The organism is Campylobacter sp. RM16187 (assembly GCF_025319965.1).
In the GTDB taxonomy this organism is placed as follows: Bacteria; Campylobacterota; Campylobacteria; order Campylobacterales; family Campylobacteraceae; genus Campylobacter_A.
This window is the reverse complement of the sequence record NZ_CP012549.1, coordinates 743,456-762,305: the sequence shown is the minus strand read 5'-3', so window position 1 is coordinate 762,305 and position 18,850 is coordinate 743,456. Positions and strand designations below refer to the sequence as shown.

The following is an 18,850-nucleotide window of genomic DNA, read 5'->3' as shown; positions in this document are numbered from 1 at the left end:
AAAATATTGTGATCATCTCAAAACTAACACTACTATGAATAAATCTTATATTACAATAAGTAAGTGAGATAAATAAAAATAAAGAGTTGTTATGAAAGAAAATTTGACCAACGAAAAATTAAAAAATAATAGCTCTAAAGAGTTGTTTGAAAAAGCAAAGCAAGAAGGTATATTTGGTAGTTCGTTTTTAGGAGTCGGAATTTTAACAAGCAATGCTCCCATGTATTTTGATAATGGGACTATATCTGCTGCAATGTCAATAATGTCAGCAATTTATCTATACAAAGCTCTTAAAAAATTTGAGCAGATATCAAATGTAAGCGTTCATAAATTTTACAAATTAAGCCTTATATTTTCAGTTATTTTTTTGATATCTTATATAGCTACTGAATTTTATTCATTATATTTTGCCATTCCTCTAGCGATATCTGCTGTCTGCATGGCTTATGCCTGGTTTATATCTACTCTTAAACTGGCAAACATCACTAGAATTTCAGATTTTAAATTATATTTAATACTTCTAACTATAGATATAATATTTGCATTATATATAAGATTAGCCAAAATAGATAATGAAATACTAATATATACAGAATTTGGACTGCTTGTCATAATTCAAATTATATATATTAGTGCTTGGGCTAAGATAGAAAACATTAAAAGCGAGCAGCCTTTAGCTTGTATTTAAGCTAAAGTTATTCTTGTTTAGCCATTCATTTTTGATAAATTTTCATTCTTTAAATTTACCTCCATCAGCCTTATCTCTTCTTCGCCGCTTCTTACGATATCAGGGTCGCATTCAAAATTTTTCGCGTCTATCTTCTTTGGATATTCGACATTTGCCAAAATGTGCTTAAATATATTTATCCGCGCGTGCTTTTTGCTATCAGACGCAACTATCGTCCACGGGCAAGCAGGTGTGTTTGAAGCAAGCAGCATGGAGTATTTGGCGATAGTGTATTGATCCCAAAGCTCTTGGCTTTTAGCGTCTACAGGCGAAATTTTAAACTGCTTAAGCGGATCGGTAAGGCGCTCTTTGAAGCGTTTTTTCTGCTCCTCTTTTGAAACCGACAAGTAAAATTTAAAGAAAATTATGCCTGAGTTTTTTATCATCTCTTCAAATTTTGGCACTTCGCGCAAAAACTCCTTGTGCTCTTCTTGTGTGCAAAATCCCATCACAGGCTCAACTCCGGCTCTATTATACCAAGAGCGGTCAAATATCACGATCTCTCCGGCACTTGGAAGGTGCGCCACATATCTTTGGAAATACCACTGCGAGCGCTCCACATCGCTTGGCTTTTCAAGTGCTACTATGCGACATCCGCGCGGGTTTAGATGCTCGGTTAGGCGCTTTATGCTTCCACCCTTGCCTGCCGCGTCACGCCCCTCAACGATGATAAGCACTCTTAAGCCCTGCTCTTTTACATGGTTTTGAAATTTCAAAAGCTCGATCTGAAGCTTTCTAAGCTCGTGTTCGTAGTCGAATTTATCGTGGTTATGTTTATCTTCTTTTTTGTGTTTTGACATGAGGCTTCCTTTTAAAAATTTCATATATCAAATGCTACTTTTTAGATTCTTAAATTTAAATTAAGCACGCTATATTTCTGCATATTTAACACTGGCTTTATATTATTTTTGTAAAATACGACCAGAAATTTTTAAGGACAATTATGTTTAAAAGAGCGATTTTTTCTATACTTTTATCTATCATCTCAGCCTTTGCCGATCCGCTTTCGGTAGCTGAAGCTTTTGGACTGAGTGCAAAAACCGATAACCAAAATGTCGAATTTAGATTTGATCTCGCCAAAGATATTTACGTATATAAGGACACTGTAAAGGTTCTTAGCGGCGGTAAACTCTTAAACGATCAGCTAAATTTGCCTAAATTTACAAACGACGGCACATTTGATGTCTATCCTGAGAAATTTAGCCTATTTGTACCGATAAATTTGCTTAAAGATATAAATCAAAACGATAGCTTTAGCTTAACGCTTGAGTATCAAGGCTGCGCAAAAGACGGTATCTGCTATCAACCGCAGGTAAATAACTATAACGTATCAAAAGGTTTAAGCGGATACAAAATAGCCCTCGTGCCAAAGGATGACGATACGCCGGCGGCTTCGAGCCTATCTAGCGGCAACGAGCTTTCAGAGCAAGAGGGGATCGCTAAAAATTTAAGCGACAAAAACTTCATTCTCTCGCTTATTACGTTTTTTGGTTACGGAATTTTACTTTCGCTTACTCCTTGCATATTTCCGATGATACCGATACTTTCAAGCATCATCGTATCCAAATCAGGCGAAAAACTAAGCGCGAAACGCGGATTTTGGTTCTCGCTCATATACGTGCTTGCTATGGCGCTAGCTTACGCGGTGGCAGGCGTCATCGCAAGCGTCTTTGGCGCAGGGCTTAGCGGCATGCTTCAAACCCCTGCCGTGCTTATCGGCTTTAGTTTGGTCTTTGTAGCTCTTGCCCTATCGATGTTTGGACTTTACGAGCTTCAAATGCCGTTAAAAATACAAAATTTACTTAACAAAAAGGCTGAAAGCAAGGACGGAGTCGCCGGAATTTTTATCATGGGATTTTTATCTGCGCTCATCGCAAGTCCTTGTGTCGCAGCTCCGCTTGCAGGTGTGCTACTTTACATAGCGCAAAGCGGAAATGTGCTCTTTGGCGGATCGGCTCTATTTATCATGGGGCTTGGTATGGGTGTGCCGCTTCTAATCATCGGCGCAAGTTCCGGCAAGCTGCTTCCGCGCCCGGGAATTTGGATGGATAATATAAAAAGACTCTTTGGCTTTATCATGATATTTATGGCTATATGGCTTAGTGCGCGCGTGCTTGGCTCTCGCGTGGAGTTTTTGTTATATGGTGTTACGGCTGTATTTATGAGTGTGTTTTTCGGAGCGTTTGATAGCACAAGCGAAAATACAAGCGCAGCCAAAAAGATGATAAAAGCGGCTTCTTTAACGCTTTTTATCTACGCTTTTATACTCATTATCGGCTCTTTTGCGGGAGCAAAATCCCTGCTAAATCCGCTGGCAAATTTTGGAATTTCAAGTAGCATTGCTGGCAAAGAGGCGAAATTTATCAGCATATCAAACGTAAACGAGCTTGAAAACGCTATAAAAAGCTCAAGCAAGGCTGTGATGATTGATTTTTACGCTACTTGGTGCGTAAGCTGCAACGAGCTTGATGAGATAACGTTCAAAGACGAAGAAGTACTTAAAAGGCTTGAAAATTTTACGCTTTTAAGAGTCGATGTTACAAAAGGCACGAGTGAAGATAACGAGCTAATGAAAAAATTTGGACTCATCGGACCGCCTGCACTGATATTTTATAAAGGCGAAGAGGAGCTAAAAAGCGCAAGAGTTATAGGATTTTATGAGCCCAAGAAATTTATAGAGCACTTGGATAAATTTGCATTTTAAATTGCTACTTTTGCATAAATTTAAGATACGTGATGTTGTTATCAAGCTAATCTAAATAGTTTTTTAAGTTTCGTAAGCCCAAGCTTCATGCCGCTATATCTCATTATCTTTGCCATCTGCTTCCATCTGCTTTTTTCGTAGCACGGATGAGGGCATTTTCTGCAGCTTGGTTTTATCTCGTGCGGGCACTCGCCAAGCCTTTCATGAGAGTAGTAAAACAGCTCCTCGCACTCTTTGCAAAGCGTTGTAGAGACGTTAAAATTTAGATCCTCTCCCTTGTAAGATAACCTTAAATTTATATCTTTTTTAGGCGCACCCGAGTGGTTGTCCTCGCAGTTTGTCTTCAAAAACCTTGCCATTGTGCTAACTTGCTCTATAAATTTTTCTTGCGTCATTTTGTTTCCTTTGGCGTAAATTTAGCAAATTTCATCGCACAAATCGTTAATTTAAATCAACGCAAGATCATTTATCGCAAAATTTTTCTAAGGCTCTTTTTAGATCCTCTTTGCAGTCTATGCCTATGCTATCGCTTTTAACTTCAAGCATTGCGATCTTTTTGCTGTTTTCAAGGGCTCGTAGCTGCTCAAGTTTTTCTATATTTTCAAGAAAAGATGCTTCAAAACTGCAAAACTCGTTAAGCGCTTTTACACTGTATCCGTAGATGCCAAGGTGGGCTTTATAGGTTTTGCATTCCGAGCGGTTAAACGGTATGCGCGAGCGAGAAAAATACAGCGCAAAGCCGTCTTTATCGGTTACTACTTTAACTAAATTTTTATCATCGGCATTTTCATCGCCAACACTCTTATAGCATGAAAACATAAAGGCTTTTTGGCTATTTTCCTGGCAAAATTTCTTAAATTTGGCGATATTTTCAGGCTCTATGAAAGGCTCATCGGCTTGAACATTTATGATGATTTCATCTTCACTCAGTTTTAAAATTTTAACCGCTTCATTTATTCGGTCTGTTCCGCTTTGATGATCTTTGCTTGTCATAACCGCCTTAAATCCATGCTTTTTAGCTATCTCAAGCACCTCTTCATCATCAACTGCGATTAAAATTTCATCTACATTTTGCACTCTTTTTGCAGTCGCGATAAACATCGGCACGCCGTTTATGGGCTCTAAAATTTTGTTATGAAACCTCGTTGAAGCAAGGCGAGCGGGTATAACTATCATCTTTTTATCCAGTTTAGAATTTTTTCCTCTATCTCATCTTGTTTTGCGATATCCGTGTGGACGGCTTGTGAGCTAAATAGCGATTTTATCGACTCTGGGACGATATCGCTAAACTCTTTTGCCAAGGCTTCAAGCCCTAATCTTTCGTCTTTTAACTCCTCGTTTTTACACGCTTTAAACATACTTGGCGCAAATTTTACCCAGTGAGCGGTAGAGGTTATCACATTTGGACGAGTTAAATTCGAGCTCATCTTAAAGCAAGTGGCTGTGTGAGGATCAATTATGACGCCTTTGCTTGCTTGCTCTTTGATGATCTTTTCACACTCTTCATCATCACAAAAATCAGCTTCAAACTCTTTTTTGATCTCTTCTAGCTCGCTCTCATTTAGTTTATAAAAGCCGTTTTGGGCTAAATTTTGCATAAGTTCTTTTGTTCTAACTGCGCCAAATTTATCAAAGAGTAGCCTTTCAACGTTTGATGAGATAAGGATGTCCATAGCAGGACTTATCGTCTTTATAAGCTCTTTTTCGCGCAAGTCGTAAATGCCAGTTGTGAAAAATTCGGTTAAGATGTTGTTTGAGTTTGAGACGATTTTTATCTTCTCTATCTTTGCGCCCATTTTTTTAGCGTAATAAACACCCAAGGCATTGCCGAAATTTCCGCTTGGAACGATGATATCAAAGCTTTCGTTTTCTTTTAGAGAGCCTGTTTTTAGCAGGTATACGTAAGTATAGATGTGGTAAATGATCTGAAATAAAATTCGCCCGAAATTTACTGAATTTGCAGCACTTAGCGACACTCCAAGCTCTTTTAGTGCGTTTTTAAAAATCTCGCTAGCTAGAAGCGTTTTAAGCGCTCTTTGCGCATCGTCAAAGTTGCCTTCTATGCCAAGAACTTTTAAATTTTTAGCTCCTGCATTTATCATCTGAAGGCGTTGAACCTCGCTTGTGCCGTCTTTTGGGTAGAGACACACCACTTTGATATTTGGCGCGTCGCTAAAGGTTTCAAGAGTTGCAGGACCGGTATCACCGCTTGTCGCGCACATTATGAGGTAGTTTTCGCCTTTACTTTTAGCAAGCTCGCTTAAAATCACTCCAAAGGGCTGAAGCGCCATATCTTTAAAAGCGCGCGTAGGCCCGTGATAAAGCTCGTTTATGTATAAATTTTCACCGATTTTTCTTATCTGCACGGGCTCGTTTGGCTTGTCAAATTTCAGATATCTTTTAAGCGCTTTTTTAAAAACATCATCACTTACGTCAAATTCAAATTTTTTTATAATCTCAAGTGCGAGCTGCTCGTAGCTTAACTCTTGCGCACTAGCAAAAAAATCTTTGCCTAGCTCAGGCAAGCTAAGCGGCGCATAAAGTCCGCCGTAAGCCGAGCTTGGAGCAAGCAGCGCCTCGCTAAAATTTACCGCATTTAAATTTTCATTTTCATTAGCTCTTGTTTGATGAAGTTTCATTTTTTACCTTTTGTTGATTTTATAACCCATTTTGCGTATTTTTTAAGCACCTTATCAGCCTTTAAGCAGGCTATTTCAGGAAGCTGGTAGCTATGGTTTTGTTTTATAAATTTGCTTATCTTTTTAAATTTTTTAGCTGTTTTTATGAGTAAAATTATCTCTTTTTCGCAGCAAATTTCGCCGTTCCACACATAAGTGCTTTTAGCCTTTATCACGCTTACGCAAGCTGCAAATTTGCGCTTTATAAGCTTTTTTGAAAGTTTTTTTGCGCCTTTTTTGTCGCAAGAAGTGATCACAAATTTCATCTTATCATCGTTCCTATTCCATCATCGGTAAACAGCTCAAGAAGTATCGAGTGAGGCAATCTGCCGTCTATGATGTGCGAGTTTTTAACGCCACTTTTTACGCATGCAAGCGCTGCATCAACCTTTGGTATCATGCCTCCGCTTATGACGCCTGAGCTTTTTAGCTCGTTTATGCTTGCCTCATCAAGTTTGCTGATGAGATTTTTTTCGCCGTCTAAAATCCCAGCCGTATCGGTTAAAAACATTATCTTTTCGGCTTTTAGCTTGCAAGCTATCGCACTTGCGCAAAGATCGGCATTGATGTTGTAGCTGTTTGCATTCTCATCGGTTGCGATAGGTGCGATAACGGGCACAAAGCCCTCTTTTAGCAAATTTAGCACTATGCTCTCATCAACGTCCGTGATGTCGCCCACAAAGCCGTATTTGCCGCTATCTGTCTTTGCGGCTTTGAGCATATTTGCGTCCTTGCCGCTTATGCCTATAGCCTTTGCGCCGTGCTTGTTTAAAAGTGCCGTTATCTCTTTGTTTATAAGCCCGCTTAGCACCATTTCAACGACTTCCATCGTAGCTTCATCGGTGACTCTAAACCCATCTACAAATTCGCTTTTGATATCAAGTTTTTCAAGGATGGAGTTTATCTTCTTGCCTCCGCCGTGGACGATCACAACCTTTATGCCTACCAAATGCAGCAAGGCTATATCGCGCGCGAAGTCGTTTTTAAGCCTTTCGTCTATCTGGGCTGCACCGCCGTATTTGATGACGAAAATTTTATCTCTAAATTTTTGTATGTAAGGAAGCGCTGATACGATGATCTCGGCTGTTTTGATATTTCTTTGCAAATTTGATCCTTTTTGGGCGATTATAGCAAATTTTGCCTAGAGGCTAGCTTTGATAAGCTCTTTGAAAGAGACCGATAGGGTTGTTTTAAGGGTGATTAAAGAGACCGGCAAACCAAACTCTTCGATCTTTACGAAATCTTTTTTTGTTACCAGAAGCGAGGTTGCGTTATGGCGTTTTAGAATTTCTTGAAGCTCGTCCTTGGTAAAGCTGTGATGATCTTCAAAAAACTCGCGTCCCACGCATATATCAAAAAAATCTTTTAGCCTATTAGGATTTGCTATGGCGGTAACCAAAACCATCCTTTTTGTCTCGTTTGAAATTTCACTCTCGCGAGTAAAATCAACACCTTCGCAAGCTATGTGATTGGCAAATTTATAAAAGCTTTTTGGGTATCTGTAAGCTCCACTTGGTATGACAAAATCAAAATACGGCTCATGTGAAGGCTTAATGAGAATGTCAAATTTTTTTATGTGAAATTTAGAAAAGCCGTCATCAAGCAGGATATATCTAGCTCCTAAACTTCGAGCTAAATTTATAGCCTCATCGCGATTTTCGCTTACGATAACGTTTGCGTTTCTAACGCTTTTTGCATACTCCATCGCCTCATCGCCGCTTGTTTTAACGTCGGTTAAAATTTCACCGTTTATGCAAATTTGTTTAAGCCCTTTTGAAGCGCGCTTATATCCTCTAAGGATGATAAATCCGCCTTCAAATTCGTTTGCTATAGCCATACAAAGAGGAGTTTTTCCGCTTCCGCCTAGGGTTAAATTTCCGATGCTTATTATCGGTATATGAAAATCTTTCTTGGAAGCAAGCTTAAATTTGAGCCAAACAACGACAAGGTAGAGCAAACTAATAGCCAAAAGCAGTATGGCAACGAGTTTGCAGGGCAAATTCGGGCTATAAAAATACCGCTGCGCAAAACTATGCGCAAACCTCTTAAACACGGTGCTTAACTATCTCTTTTATAGTCTCGCAAACCCTATAAACCTCTTCATCTTTTAATGCGTTATAAATAGGTAAAGAAAGTATCTGCTGATAAGATTTTAAGGCATTTGGATAAGCATTAACCTTAAGAGCGTATTTATTTTTATAGTAGCTTAAAAGATGTATAGGAACATAGTGTAATGCTGTATGAATGCCGTTTTCAAGCATCTCTTTAGCAAAACTATCGCGATTTTTATCAACTTTTATTATATATTGAACATAAACATGGTCTCTTTTTTTAATAGGTGTCTTTATATGAGGGCAGTCAACTAGCTCTTTATCATATATGGCTGCTATCTCCTGACGTCTTTTTATAAATTTATCGTTTTTGTCAAACTGAGCCATAGAATATGCTGCGCAAAGCGCCGTTATATCATATTTTACACCAATATCTACAACATCATATATATATCCTAAATTTCCATCTTTATCTATACCATCTACTATCGCATGATTTCTAAGAAGTCTGGCGCGACTTGCTATATCATCATTGTTTGTCAATAAAAATCCGGCCGTTCCTATAGGGTTTACCAACCTAGAATAGACGCAAAAGCAAGATATTGTAGATTTTTCTATAGAGCCTATTTTTTGATCATTATACCTTAACCCTGCCCCTTTTCCTACATCATCAAAAACCTTTACATCATACTCTTGGGCAATCTTATATATCTCGTCCATATCGGACGCTTGACCCGCCACATGATTGACAAAAATTCCTTTTAATTTTTTATGATGATGAACCTTTAACACCTCTCTTAAAGAATTTGGATTTATATTAAAATCATCCTCGTTAATATCTACGAATATAGGCTCGGCATCAAAGTGTCTAATGGCTTGAGCAACACTTGGTATGGAGTTTACAGAGCATATTACTTTATCCCCTCTTTTTAAATCCATCGAACAAAGGGCGAGATGATGAGCGGCAGCCGAGTTATTTGTAGCGATAGCATGCTTAACGTTAAAATAATTTTTTATTCTATCTTCAAGCTTTTTAACTATAGAAACACCGCTCTCTTTAAAAGCCTCTTTGATAGCCTCTATTTCTTGCTCATCTATTGATGGCTTATAAAAAGTAATATCCTCCATACACGACTCCTTAGTTAATATTCAAATCCGCAATTGGCGGCATCTTAAGTTTAAATTCATTTGCCCTCATTCTAGAAAATACGGTGTCAACCAACTTTTCATCAAAAATTTTACGCAAATCTTCTTTATTTTTATTTAAACATATCTCTTTTAGCACCATATCAATCTGATTATAATCATACCCTATCTCAGCTTCGTCGCTTTGATTTTCCCAAAAGTCAGCAGACGGTGCTTTATTTATTATACTATCATCTATGTTTAAAAATCTAGCAAATTCAAAAATCTCGGTCTTAAAAAGCCCGCCGATAGGATTAAGCGCATACGCGATATCTCCATATATCGTGCCATACCCTAACATCCTCTCACTCTTATTACTAGTGCCAACTACCAGCGCATTAAGATCGGCGGAATAATCATAAAGAAGGCACATTCGGATTCTCGCCGCCAAATTTCCCGCTCTTATCCTGGATAAATCCTCTGAAATTTGATCTCTAAAACTCTGAATTATAGGCTCTATATCTATTATTTTATAGTTTATTTCAAGCTTTTTGCAAAGATTTAAAGCATCATTTAGATTGTTTTTACTTGAAAATTTAGTTGGCATTATCAGGGCATGGGTATTTTTTGGCTTAGCTAGTGCACAAAGAGTCAAAACCACAGCGGAATCAAGTCCTCCGCTAACACCCACCAAAAAGTTACTTGCGCCACTTGTCTTTAAATAATTCACTAAAAAGTCTTGTAATTTAATAATAATTCTGCTATAATCCGCGACCATTTTTATTTTTTAAACACTTTAACTTTAATTTTTCAATGTAACATTATACTAAATTTTAAGGAAAAATTTCTTTTAAGGTTAAAAATTATAAAATACGAGTCATAATTTTTTTTAAAGAGAACTATATGAAAATAATATGTAACACTTGTGGCAAATATCAGACAAACTGCTATATAGTGTCAAAAAACGGACTCGATCTGATTATAGATCCGGGTGAATCAGTATACGAATTTGTTATTAAAAATGCAGCTAATCCTGTTGCGATTCTTAACACTCATGGACATTTTGATCATATTTTTTCAAATTTTGGCTTAAAAAAATTTTTTAATATTGATGTATTTATTCATAAAGAAGATAAATTTATGTTAGAAAATGACGTTTTTAGGTATGGATACAAAACGGTAGATGATGCTATAGGTATAGGTGGAGCAAAATTTGAAGATGTGCATTTCAAAATAGGAGATTTTGATGTTACTTTTTTACACTTTCCGGGTCATACTCCGGGAACTTGTATGATAAAAGTAGACGATGCGATCTTTAGTGGCGATTTTATATTTATGGATTCAATAGGAAGATACGATTTTCCTTTTTCAGAAAAACATAGTATGAAGTTAAGCCTTGAAAGATGCATGAAAATAGATGGAGATTTTATTTTATACCCCGGTCATGGTGAGAAAACTACTCTAAAATACGAACAAAAAAATATGGGCTATTGGATTGATATGATTGATGGGGGGGGGTATTAGTGAGTTAAATTATACGACAAAGTTAAATTATTAAGCTATTTATATCTTAATTTTTTAAACTAGTCTCTTTAGCTCTTTCTTCGGCACGTCTTGCTGTAGCTTGTTTTTGTATATTTTCTTTATAAATTTTTAATATGTGATCTTCCAAAACAACCACTTGGAAAGTTCCTTCAAAAACCTTTATATCTTTAGTTTTTCCAATAACTCTAACCTCTCGTTTTTTACTCTCTCCAAAATGTGCATGCGCATCAAATTCTATCATCTCATTGACCATAGTCGGAGCATAGAAGTGAATTTTAGCCCCTATCATCACACTATAAGTCTCGTTGATAGAGGCAAGCGCAGCATAACTAGCCGCAGAAAAAACAAATCCTCCATGTATAAGCCCCTGTGCATCACACACCATCTCGTTAGTCGCGAAAAAATTGGTCTTAGCGTGATTTGGACCTAAGGCTACTACACTGCCGCTTAAACTTAAATTGATATGCGGAGAAGTTTTAAGCTCATTGCGAAATGGATTTTCATCCTCAGGCAAAATCACACTCTCTTGCATACTATCATCAAAAATATTATCGCTCATATTATCCCTTAAATTTTTAGTTTCAAATAGACACGTCTTGGAGCGGGGTAGCCCTCTATAGTTAGCTTTGGATTATTTAGATCAAGAAAATTTTCAAGACTTTGTCCCAATATCCACTCGGTCTTTCTCTGCTCTTTAAAGTCTGTCTCTTTAGTAGCTAAAATTTTTATATCCTTAAAATTTGCACGCTCGCACCAGTTTATGAGCGCACTAATCGTAGGAACGAAATATATATTTGAAATTTTAGAATATGTCTGCTTTGGAGTAAGCGCAAAATCTCCATACATATCTAAATACATCGTATCTAAAAACAACTCTCCGCCAGAATTTAAAGACATCTTAAGATCTTTTAGCATCTTAATAGGGTCACTTCTATGATAAATCACGCCAAGACAAAACAAAGTATCAAATTTATGCTCATAATACGGCAAATGCTCAACTCCAAGCAATTCATAGGATATCTTAGAGCGCACAAAGTGATTTATAAATTTAAACTGCAAAAACGTCATAATGCCAGGATCAAAGCCCACTAGCTTTTTAGCCCCAAAAGGCAACATTTTAAACAGATAATATCCGTTATTACAGCCTATATCGCCTACAACCTTGCCATCTAAATCAATATGCGGCCTTAGGATATTAAACTTAATAAAGCTTCTCCACTCCGCATCGATAAAAGTTTCATCTATTCTAAAAGGTCCCTTGCGCCAAGAGCGTAAATTTAAGGCTGTTTGCAGAGTTTTTTCTTGTTCTTCACGGTTTAAATTCGTATCTATTTCAACAGTATCTGTAAATTTTACAATGCTTTCACAAGGCGCAATATCTGAAATTTCTTTTAAAAGCGGTGCATAAATTTTGCCTTCAAGCTCCTTAAATTTGGCAACTCTAACGCTTTGTAAATCTACCATTTATTTAGACCAGTCAATTATATTTTTCGGACAATCTTTACGGTAAGTGCCGGTAGCATCATAATACTCTTTGCAGTCATTATAATAATTAGTAGATATTCCACGCTCATTGACAAAAAGACATCCACCAAATAAAAACATCATTATTATCAAAAGTAAAATTTGTTTCATAGTCCTGATTTTATCATATTTTCAGACGTTATTTAAAAAATTTAGAGTGTTTTTTCTTCATATACTCTATTACTTCTATTACTTCATCAACACCCTCTGCGTCGCTTCCATCAAGAGCCTCTTCTATGCTCTCTATATAAGTTTCCGCTGCATCTTGAAGTTTATCCTTTTTAACTCCGGCATAATAAAGCATGCCTTCAAGCATTACTGAAAGCTCGTAACTTAGCTCGTCTATGCTTAGATCTTCCTCTCTCATCTTGTCTCCTTTTGTTCTTTTTCTAAAGTTTTTTTGGTTATCAGATCTACTATCTGAGCCTTTATATTATTATAATTAAAGCTGTCTTTAAAGCCGGCAAACATACCTCCGCTAGCATTTACATGCCCGCCGCCGCCAACTAAATTCTTAGCCATTTGGCTTACGTCAACTCTGCCATTGGCTCGAAAGCTAAGTGTTTTTTTACTGGTAACATCGATAAAAAAATCAATATCATCATTTGCCACTAAAAAATCATTTCCGATGACTGATGTATTTCCGATATTATAAGTCAAAATTCCCTTAAATTCATTATATTTTATCTCAAATCTATCTCTATTTTTAGTGAGCAAATCTACAACATAATCAGAGATAAGGTTGCTTAATGTATCATCTTTTTGATTTCTAAAAAAATCTTTTTTAAATTTAAAAACAGCCTCATCAAGCCCGATATAGTCGTTTTTACCGTTAAAAAACTCGCGCGCTCTTTTAATCAGATAAAACATATATTGAGTGCTTTGCTCTTCAAACATCACCTTATTAATCTCTTTTGCGCTTGCTATAAGACCCAGACAAACCTTACCCATCTCAAAATTTTCATCATCTTTTAGCCAAATATCAACGGCATTTACTACATCGCTAAATTTTTTAAGCCTCTCATCCACTCCATAAATAGCGGAGAAAAAATCATGAGTTATCTTAGTGGCACATCTTGAGCTATCCAGAAAATACCAGTCAAATTTGCTAGCGCATTCGGCTCCGCTTTGGTGATGATCAAGCAGTATAAGTTTAGCATTTTTACTCACTAAAGACTTTTCAAACTCTTCACATTGAGCAAGAGTTAAATTTAGATCCGTTATTAATATTAAGGATTTTTCATCGCCTAAATTTGATAAAATTTCATTAAATTTTTCATCTATCTCTTTGCCGTAATTAGAGTTATAAAATTTTATATCTTTAAAATAATGATTTGCTATTATTTGCGCACCATATCCGTCTAAATCTGTGTGCGACAAGTGGTAAATTTGCATATTTTTCCTTTATAAATTTTCAATTTCAATAGTACCGACAGTTTCAAAAGGTGTGTTTGCAGATACCTCAGCAAAGCTTAATACCACGATATCGATACCAAAATTTGTGCATATATCAGCTATAAATTTTCTAAGACTAGGCTCGACGCAAAGCACCATAGCCCCATATTCCGATATAGGACGCTTGGTTCTTGCATCACGAAGAGCCTGCACTATAGCAGAAGTTTGAGCCACATTTATCATCAGATGATATACGCCATCTTTATACTGCACGGCGTCAAGAAGCTTTTGCTGGGCGGCTGTCTCAAGGATATAAAATCTAAGCTGTCCATTTTCGTCAACATATAAAGATGTAATAACGCGAGAAAGACTTGCACGAACATGCTCTATTATCATATCCATATTTTTACTCACTTCGGCAATATCACTAAGCGCCTCTAGGATACTTAGCATATCCTTAATTGGAATGCTATCTTTTAAAAGTGTTCTTAAAACTTTTTGGACTAGCCCTATTGGCGCAATCCTTAAAGTATCTTCAACTATTATAGGATAATCTTTTTTAAGTTTATCAAGCAGATTTTGAACCTCTTGACGAGTAAGAAGCTCTGCTGCATTTTGTTTTATAAGCTCACTCATGTGAGTTGAAATTACGCTTGCCGGATCAACTATAGTGTATCCGCTTAAAATCGCATCTTCTTTTACGTTTGAGTCTATCCATAACGCATCAAGCCCAAAAGCAGGCTCTTTAGTAGCTATTCCTTGTATACTATCGCTTACCAGTCCGCTGTCCATGGCAAGAAATTTATCCGCATAAATTTCACCCTGACCTATCACTACGCCCTTAAGCTTGAAACGATACTCATTTGGAGGAAGTTGCAAATTATCGCGAATTCTAATCTTTGGCATCAAAAATCCAAGCTGAGTCGCGATATTTCTTCTCATCGCTCTAATTCTCTCTATCAGATCGTTATCCGCTAGTTTTAATAATCCATACCCAAGATCAAGCTCCAAAATTTCAAGTTTTAATATATCATTTATCTTGGCTTCTTCTTCTCTAGCTATCTCTTCATCGCTTTTTTTAGGAATTTTTTGAGCTTGAGCCTTTGCTTCATTTTGGACTTGCTCTTCTGTTTTTTTAGCTTGAGTCGTAAACAATTTGCCCTCTTTTGTCTCTTTCATTATATAGCCAATTCCTAAAAACAAAAGCCCCATAAATCCGAGCGAAAGAGTTGGAAGCCCGGGCACTAAGGCAAAGACAAAAAGTATAAATCCAACTATCAAAAGAGTTTTATACTCGCTTAAAAGCTGAGTTAGCACACCTTCTGCGAAATTCTCTTCATCCTTGCTCGCTCTTGTAATAATTATAGCGGTTGCAGTAGAAGTAATAAGGCCTGGAATTTGACTAACGAGCCCATCTCCTATAGTTAAAATCGTATACATCTGAGCTGCGCTAGTCATATCAAGTCCATGCTGAAATGAGCCTATTAAAAATCCGCCAACTATATTTATAATAGTAATAATAATACCGGCTACCGCATCGCCTTTTATAAATTTAGACGAACCGTCCATCGCACCGTAAAAATTTGCTTCCGCTATAATGGCTTCGCGGCGCTCTCTTGCGGTTTTTTCATCAATTAATCCCGCGTTTAGATCGGCATCTATCGCCATCTGCTTACCGGGCATCGCATCAAGAGTAAAGCGGGCTTGAACCTCTGAAACACGGGTTGATCCCTTAGTTACAACCATAAAATTTATAATAACCAAGATGCAAAATACAATTACTCCGATTACATAGTTTCCGCCTACAACAAACTGTCCAAAGCTTGATATTATCTCGCTTACCGCATCCGGACCATTGTGTCCCTCGCTTAAAATCATACGAGTAGTAGCTATATTTAACGATAATCTAAAAAGGGTTATTATCAGTATGAGCGTAGGAAAGGTGCTTAAATCGGTAGGTTTTGGTACATATACCGAAATTAATATAATAAGCACAGAAATAGATATCGAAAGCGCAAGAAAAAAGTCAAGAATAGCCGGTGGCAAAGGTACTATTATAATAGCAAGTATAGCAACTATAACCGCTACTATAGCCAAGCCCCTTAATCTAATAATAGGCTCTAAAAAAGGTGCCACCAGTGTTAAAATATTACGCTTTTGTTTAGCCAATACTACTTCTTAATAATATCTGATAGTTTGATAGTATCTAAAAAATCGTCAAGCTGAATCTGCAAGGCATTAAAAGTAGACCAAATTTGACATATAGCACCCTTATTAGTAGGGCAATCATCATGAGATATAGAGCATTCAAATACTGCCGTTTTTCTCTTTTCGGCGCTCTCAATAATTTTTTTTATACTGATATTTTCAGGCACATCAGCTAATAAAAATCCTCCGTTTGCCCCCTTAAACGAAATCAAAACACCTTCTTTTGCAAGACTTTGTAAAATTTTTGCCAAAAAGCTCTTTGAAATTCCAAGCTCGTTTGACATCGTATCTACATCCACGGGAGAGCTCTTTTGTGAAATATAGATAAGTGATAGCATAGCGTATTCACTGGCTTTTGTAAAAAGCAAAAAGTTCTCCTTATGTAGTTTTCTTGGTATTTTATAAAATTTTATCTGCAAATTTGATTAAAATTAAAATTTGAGCAATTTTGATTAAATTTTTAAATTTTATGATATAATCGGGTTTTTAATTTCACCAATCAGGAGGTCATCATGGCTTTGGATTCGGCTAAAAAAGCAGAAATTGTTGCGAAATTCGCTAGAAAAGAGAACGATACAGGTTCGCCTGAGGTTCAAATAGCTCTTCTTACCGCAAGAATTGCGGAGCTTACAGAGCATTTAAAAATTTACAAAAAAGACTTCTCCTCACGCCTTGGCTTACTTAAATTAGTAGGTCGCAGAAAACGTCTTTTAAAATATCTTAAAGAAAAAGATTATACAGCATACTCAAAACTAATAGCTGAGCTAAATCTAAGAGATAAGTAATCACGAGCCCTTTTAAATAGGGCTCTTTATTTTTTTCTAAAACTACTTTCTTTTTAAACTTATATTTTTAAATTTCAAAACTTTATAATTTATCTTAGAAGTAAAATTTTTAGTATTTAGGATTATCTTTTTATAAAAAACTCTATAAAAACTACTAATTTTAGACTCTCTATCTGCATAAATAGCTGTAAAAACATCTTCAAGCGCTGCTCGCTCTTTTTGTGTTAATCTATCCATCAGTTCTTCCTATAAGTTTTTTTATCTTTTTTATCGTATATAGCAAATCTTCATCATCAAGCTCGCATAAAAGTTGACATACTGCAATAGCAGCTTGAGGTTTAGATACTCCAAGTCTCCAATCTTGATATGTTCTCATGGATATTCCAAGATTTTTAGCCATCTGAGCTTGAGAAATCTTCTTGCCCATATTTTTTGATTCAACAGCATTATGCAATAAATTAAAAATATCGCTTATCTCTACCATTTAATAATTATACGATATTTATTATTAAATATACATAAAATATTGTTTAAATAGTATTAATATAGATAAAATATAATTTTAATAGTAGTATTTATACTTTTAATAAATTATTTTATACGTAATTACGTATATATTTATATAAAATTTGTATTAAAACCACAAAATATAGCTTAGTCTATTAGACTAAGATTATCTAAATAATTTTCTTTAATTTTATCACTTGACATTTATACACTCAATGTTGTATAATGCACTTAGCAATTAAAATAAAAGAGTGCTAATATATGAAAATAAGCAAAAGAGATTTAATACTTGAATCAATCATTCAAGCCTATTTGAGCGATAACTCTCCGATAGGTTCTAGCGAGCTTGGTTCTCGTATGTCGGTGTCAATTCCTGCCTCTACGATCAGAGTATATTTTAAAAAACTATCTGACGAAGGTGCAATAACACAATTTCACATCAGTGGAGGCAGAATTCCTACGACATCGACAATGAATGCTTACTGGCAGAGTCACTTAAATTTCAAAGATGAAATTTTGATACATAATGAGAGATTTTTAAAGATGCTTGTTGATAGCATGGAAATTTATTGCATGATTTATGGCGATAGAGAGCAAAATTTAGAAGAAATTTTGAGAGTAAACGACAAATTTTTAATTTTAAATTTTAACTATGACGAGATTGTCTTAAAATTTGATCCAAGGGTTGAAAAATTTCTAAACAATCTAATTGGAGTAAGCCTAAACAAACTTGAGCAGATCTCTATGCAAGTTGGTTTAAATGAGCTTAAAAATAAGATAAAGGAGTTAAAGAGAACGAAAATTTACTTTCAGGAGAATGAGGGTGTAGCCTTTAATATGTTTAAGGACGATAGATTTAGGATGATTTTAGATCCTAGCTTTGAACATCTGATGGCTTCAAATTTGACATTTTCTCCACTTTTTGAAGAAAGTTTTATAGGCATAAAATGCAAGGTTAATTATCTTGATAAAGAAGCCAAGATGATATGCGCAGGCAGTGTTTATGCAGATTATGAAAAATTTTTTAACCAAATAAAGGATGTGGCATGAATGAAGAGATAAAAGCAGAAGATCTAATACCTGCCGAAGGAAGCGACGAGAGTATTAGCTTCGGCGGTGATAGCTTAAAAAATCTTGAACTGCAAAAACAGATTGATGAGCTAACAGATAAGTATTATAGGGCCAATGCGGATTTTGAAAATATAAAAAAACGCTTTGAAAAAGAGAAAATAGACCTAGCAAATTACGCTAATGAGAAATTTGCTAGAGATCTCTTGCCTGTAATTGATGCGTTGGAGATGGCTGTAAATTTTGATCCGGAAGGAGATGAATTTGCGCAAAAAATAAAAGATGGAATAAATATAACAATAGATCAGTTTAGAAAATCTTTTGAGAAAAACGGGATAACCGCAATTAGTACAGATTGTGAATTTGATCCTAATGTGCATAATGCAATGCTTCAAGTAGAAAGCGATGGGCATGATAGTGGTGCGATAGTGCAAGTTATACAAAAAGGCTACATGATAAATGGCAGAGTATTGCGCCCTGCTATGGTTACGATAGCTAAATAAATTTAAGAAATAAAATTTAAACAAAAGGAT

The 18,850-nt window shown here is 36.0% G+C and carries 24 protein-coding genes; 6 read left to right on the top strand and 18 right to left on the bottom strand.

The window, feature by feature from the left end; all coding sequences use genetic code 11:
• The first annotated feature begins 91 nt into the window (after window positions 1-91).
• Complete coding sequence (locus tag CDOMF_RS04135) at window positions 92-688, top strand: hypothetical protein (protein ID WP_260952593.1); 597 nt, start codon at window positions 92-94, stop codon at window positions 686-688.
• A gap of 17 nt (window positions 689-705) precedes the next feature.
• Here the strand turns inward: CDOMF_RS04135 and ppk2 are convergent, their stop codons facing one another.
• Window positions 706-1,527: a polyphosphate kinase 2 gene (gene ppk2, locus CDOMF_RS04130; protein ID WP_260952592.1), complete on the bottom strand. Its 822-nt coding sequence runs from the start codon at window positions 1,525-1,527 to the stop codon at window positions 706-708.
• Window positions 1,528-1,670: 143 nt separating this feature from the next.
• Between ppk2 and dsbD the strand changes: the two genes are divergently transcribed.
• Window positions 1,671-3,431, top strand: coding sequence for a protein-disulfide reductase DsbD (gene dsbD, locus CDOMF_RS04125; RefSeq protein WP_260952591.1), 1,761 nt, complete (start codon window positions 1,671-1,673; stop codon window positions 3,429-3,431).
• A 41-nt stretch (window positions 3,432-3,472) separates the two neighbouring features.
• Here the strand turns inward: dsbD and CDOMF_RS04120 are convergent, their stop codons facing one another.
• The 8 genes from CDOMF_RS04120 to CDOMF_RS04085 form a co-directional block, all read right to left on the bottom strand.
• The gene (locus CDOMF_RS04120; protein ID WP_260952590.1) at window positions 3,473-3,826 is read right to left on the bottom strand and encodes a nitrous oxide-stimulated promoter family protein; all 354 of its coding nucleotides are present in this window, start codon (window positions 3,824-3,826) and stop codon (window positions 3,473-3,475) included.
• Window positions 3,827-3,893: 67 nt separating this feature from the next.
• Window positions 3,894-4,607: a 3-deoxy-manno-octulosonate cytidylyltransferase gene (kdsB, locus tag CDOMF_RS04115; protein ID WP_260952589.1), complete on the bottom strand. Its 714-nt coding sequence runs from the start codon at window positions 4,605-4,607 to the stop codon at window positions 3,894-3,896.
• Complete coding sequence (gene thrC / locus CDOMF_RS04110; protein WP_260952588.1) at window positions 4,604-6,070, bottom strand: threonine synthase; 1,467 nt, start codon at window positions 6,068-6,070, stop codon at window positions 4,604-4,606. Before thrC ends, kdsB begins: the two co-directional genes overlap by 4 nt.
• Window positions 6,067-6,375 (bottom strand): divalent-cation tolerance protein CutA, encoded by a 309-nt coding sequence (gene cutA / locus CDOMF_RS04105; RefSeq protein ID WP_260952587.1) that lies wholly within the window; start codon window positions 6,373-6,375, stop codon window positions 6,067-6,069. Before cutA ends, thrC begins: the two co-directional genes overlap by 4 nt.
• The gene (argB, locus tag CDOMF_RS04100; RefSeq protein ID WP_260952585.1) at window positions 6,372-7,214 is read right to left on the bottom strand and encodes an acetylglutamate kinase; all 843 of its coding nucleotides are present in this window, start codon (window positions 7,212-7,214) and stop codon (window positions 6,372-6,374) included. The genes cutA and argB overlap by 4 nt, the downstream gene beginning before the upstream one ends.
• Before the next feature lie 36 nt (window positions 7,215-7,250).
• On the bottom strand, window positions 7,251-8,162 hold the full coding sequence (locus CDOMF_RS04095; RefSeq protein ID WP_260952584.1) for a tetraacyldisaccharide 4'-kinase: 912 nt from the start codon (window positions 8,160-8,162) through the stop codon (window positions 7,251-7,253).
• Entirely contained in the window at window positions 8,155-9,288 is a 1,134-nt protein-coding gene (locus tag CDOMF_RS04090; RefSeq protein ID WP_260952583.1) for a DegT/DnrJ/EryC1/StrS family aminotransferase, read from the bottom strand. The genes CDOMF_RS04095 and CDOMF_RS04090 overlap by 8 nt, the downstream gene beginning before the upstream one ends.
• A gap of 10 nt (window positions 9,289-9,298) precedes the next feature.
• Window positions 9,299-10,063 (bottom strand): NAD+ synthase, encoded by a 765-nt coding sequence (locus CDOMF_RS04085; protein WP_260952582.1) that lies wholly within the window; start codon window positions 10,061-10,063, stop codon window positions 9,299-9,301.
• Window positions 10,064-10,188: 125 nt separating this feature from the next.
• Here CDOMF_RS04085 and CDOMF_RS04080 point away from each other — a divergent pair, with 125 nt between their 5' ends.
• Window positions 10,189-10,809, top strand: a complete 621-nt coding sequence (locus tag CDOMF_RS04080) for an MBL fold metallo-hydrolase (RefSeq protein WP_260952581.1) — start codon at window positions 10,189-10,191, stop codon at window positions 10,807-10,809.
• Between the two features lie 46 nt (window positions 10,810-10,855).
• Here the strand turns inward: CDOMF_RS04080 and CDOMF_RS04075 are convergent, their stop codons facing one another.
• The 7 genes from CDOMF_RS04075 to CDOMF_RS04045 are packed head-to-tail and all read right to left on the bottom strand — an operon-like array spanning window position 10,856 to window position 16,325.
• Entirely contained in the window at window positions 10,856-11,389 is a 534-nt protein-coding gene (locus CDOMF_RS04075) for a PaaI family thioesterase (protein WP_260952580.1), read from the bottom strand.
• A gap of 8 nt (window positions 11,390-11,397) precedes the next feature.
• The gene (gene cmoB / locus CDOMF_RS04070; protein WP_260952579.1) at window positions 11,398-12,294 is read right to left on the bottom strand and encodes a tRNA 5-methoxyuridine(34)/uridine 5-oxyacetic acid(34) synthase CmoB; all 897 of its coding nucleotides are present in this window, start codon (window positions 12,292-12,294) and stop codon (window positions 11,398-11,400) included.
• Window positions 12,295-12,465, bottom strand: coding sequence for a hypothetical protein (locus CDOMF_RS04065; RefSeq protein ID WP_172128827.1), 171 nt, complete (start codon window positions 12,463-12,465; stop codon window positions 12,295-12,297).
• Between the two features lie 28 nt (window positions 12,466-12,493).
• A complete protein-coding gene (locus tag CDOMF_RS04060) occupies window positions 12,494-12,721 on the bottom strand; it encodes a hypothetical protein (protein WP_260952578.1) in 228 nt (75 codons plus the stop codon).
• Window positions 12,718-13,749, bottom strand: a complete 1,032-nt coding sequence (locus CDOMF_RS04055; protein WP_260952577.1) for a DHH family phosphoesterase — start codon at window positions 13,747-13,749, stop codon at window positions 12,718-12,720. Before CDOMF_RS04055 ends, CDOMF_RS04060 begins: the two co-directional genes overlap by 4 nt.
• A 9-nt stretch (window positions 13,750-13,758) precedes the next feature.
• Entirely contained in the window at window positions 13,759-15,918 is a 2,160-nt protein-coding gene (gene flhA / locus CDOMF_RS04050) for a flagellar biosynthesis protein FlhA (RefSeq protein WP_260952576.1), read from the bottom strand.
• A 2-nt stretch (window positions 15,919-15,920) separates the two neighbouring features.
• Window positions 15,921-16,325 (bottom strand): Rrf2 family transcriptional regulator, encoded by a 405-nt coding sequence (locus CDOMF_RS04045; protein WP_260952575.1) that lies wholly within the window; start codon window positions 16,323-16,325, stop codon window positions 15,921-15,923.
• Window positions 16,326-16,469: 144 nt separating this feature from the next.
• On the opposite strand from CDOMF_RS04045, the gene rpsO reads away from it, so the two are divergent.
• The gene (gene rpsO, locus CDOMF_RS04040) at window positions 16,470-16,742 is read left to right on the top strand and encodes a 30S ribosomal protein S15 (RefSeq protein WP_169974933.1); all 273 of its coding nucleotides are present in this window, start codon (window positions 16,470-16,472) and stop codon (window positions 16,740-16,742) included.
• Between the two features lie 42 nt (window positions 16,743-16,784).
• Here rpsO and CDOMF_RS04035 read toward each other — a convergent pair whose 3' ends face one another.
• Together CDOMF_RS04035 and CDOMF_RS04030 are read right to left on the bottom strand one after the other, a co-directional pair.
• Entirely contained in the window at window positions 16,785-16,979 is a 195-nt protein-coding gene (locus CDOMF_RS04035; RefSeq protein WP_170018427.1) for a hypothetical protein, read from the bottom strand.
• Window positions 16,972-17,226 carry an XRE family transcriptional regulator gene (locus tag CDOMF_RS04030; RefSeq protein ID WP_169974929.1) on the bottom strand — a complete coding sequence of 85 codons (255 nt, stop codon included), beginning with the start codon at window positions 17,224-17,226 and terminating at the stop codon, window positions 16,972-16,974. Before CDOMF_RS04030 ends, CDOMF_RS04035 begins: the two co-directional genes overlap by 8 nt.
• Before the next feature lie 284 nt (window positions 17,227-17,510).
• On the opposite strand from CDOMF_RS04030, the gene CDOMF_RS04025 reads away from it, so the two are divergent.
• Window positions 17,511-18,299, top strand: a complete 789-nt coding sequence (locus tag CDOMF_RS04025; RefSeq protein WP_260952574.1) for an HrcA family transcriptional regulator — start codon at window positions 17,511-17,513, stop codon at window positions 18,297-18,299.
• A complete protein-coding gene (gene grpE / locus CDOMF_RS04020) occupies window positions 18,296-18,820 on the top strand; it encodes a nucleotide exchange factor GrpE (protein ID WP_260952573.1) in 525 nt (174 codons plus the stop codon). The genes CDOMF_RS04025 and grpE overlap by 4 nt, the downstream gene beginning before the upstream one ends.
• Window positions 18,821-18,850 lie beyond the last annotated feature (30 nt).

Bases quoted from the DNA above. Each gene is read 5' to 3' on its own strand.
- kdsB (WP_260952589.1), bottom strand. From the start codon at position 4,607: ATGATAGTTATACCCGCTCGCCTTGCTTCAACGAGGTTTCATAACAAA.
- CDOMF_RS04075 (WP_260952580.1), bottom strand. From the start codon at position 11,389: ATGAGCGATAATATTTTTGATGATAGTATGCAAGAGAGTGTGATTTTG.
- rpsO (WP_169974933.1), top strand. From the start codon at position 16,470: ATGGCTTTGGATTCGGCTAAAAAAGCAGAAATTGTTGCGAAATTCGCT.
- CDOMF_RS04025 (WP_260952574.1), top strand. From the start codon at position 17,511: ATGAAAATAAGCAAAAGAGATTTAATACTTGAATCAATCATTCAAGCC.
- CDOMF_RS04080 (WP_260952581.1), top strand. From the start codon at position 10,189: ATGAAAATAATATGTAACACTTGTGGCAAATATCAGACAAACTGCTAT.
- CDOMF_RS04060 (WP_260952578.1), bottom strand. From the start codon at position 12,721: ATGAGAGAGGAAGATCTAAGCATAGACGAGCTAAGTTACGAGCTTTCA.
- CDOMF_RS04135 (WP_260952593.1), top strand. From the start codon at position 92: ATGAAAGAAAATTTGACCAACGAAAAATTAAAAAATAATAGCTCTAAA.
- CDOMF_RS04055 (WP_260952577.1), bottom strand. From the start codon at position 13,749: ATGCAAATTTACCACTTGTCGCACACAGATTTAGACGGATATGGTGCG.
- CDOMF_RS04065 (WP_172128827.1), bottom strand. From the start codon at position 12,465: ATGAAACAAATTTTACTTTTGATAATAATGATGTTTTTATTTGGTGGA.
- grpE (WP_260952573.1), top strand. From the start codon at position 18,296: ATGAATGAAGAGATAAAAGCAGAAGATCTAATACCTGCCGAAGGAAGC.
- CDOMF_RS04030 (WP_169974929.1), bottom strand. From the start codon at position 17,226: ATGGTAGAGATAAGCGATATTTTTAATTTATTGCATAATGCTGTTGAA.
- thrC (WP_260952588.1), bottom strand. From the start codon at position 6,070: ATGAAACTTCATCAAACAAGAGCTAATGAAAATGAAAATTTAAATGCG.
- CDOMF_RS04085 (WP_260952582.1), bottom strand. From the start codon at position 10,063: ATGGTCGCGGATTATAGCAGAATTATTATTAAATTACAAGACTTTTTA.
- CDOMF_RS04035 (WP_170018427.1), bottom strand. From the start codon at position 16,979: ATGGATAGATTAACACAAAAAGAGCGAGCAGCGCTTGAAGATGTTTTT.
- cmoB (WP_260952579.1), bottom strand. From the start codon at position 12,294: ATGGTAGATTTACAAAGCGTTAGAGTTGCCAAATTTAAGGAGCTTGAA.
- ppk2 (WP_260952592.1), bottom strand. From the start codon at position 1,527: ATGTCAAAACACAAAAAAGAAGATAAACATAACCACGATAAATTCGAC.
- CDOMF_RS04120 (WP_260952590.1), bottom strand. From the start codon at position 3,826: ATGACGCAAGAAAAATTTATAGAGCAAGTTAGCACAATGGCAAGGTTT.
- CDOMF_RS04090 (WP_260952583.1), bottom strand. From the start codon at position 9,288: ATGGAGGATATTACTTTTTATAAGCCATCAATAGATGAGCAAGAAATA.
- dsbD (WP_260952591.1), top strand. From the start codon at position 1,671: ATGTTTAAAAGAGCGATTTTTTCTATACTTTTATCTATCATCTCAGCC.
- cutA (WP_260952587.1), bottom strand. From the start codon at position 6,375: ATGAAATTTGTGATCACTTCTTGCGACAAAAAAGGCGCAAAAAAACTT.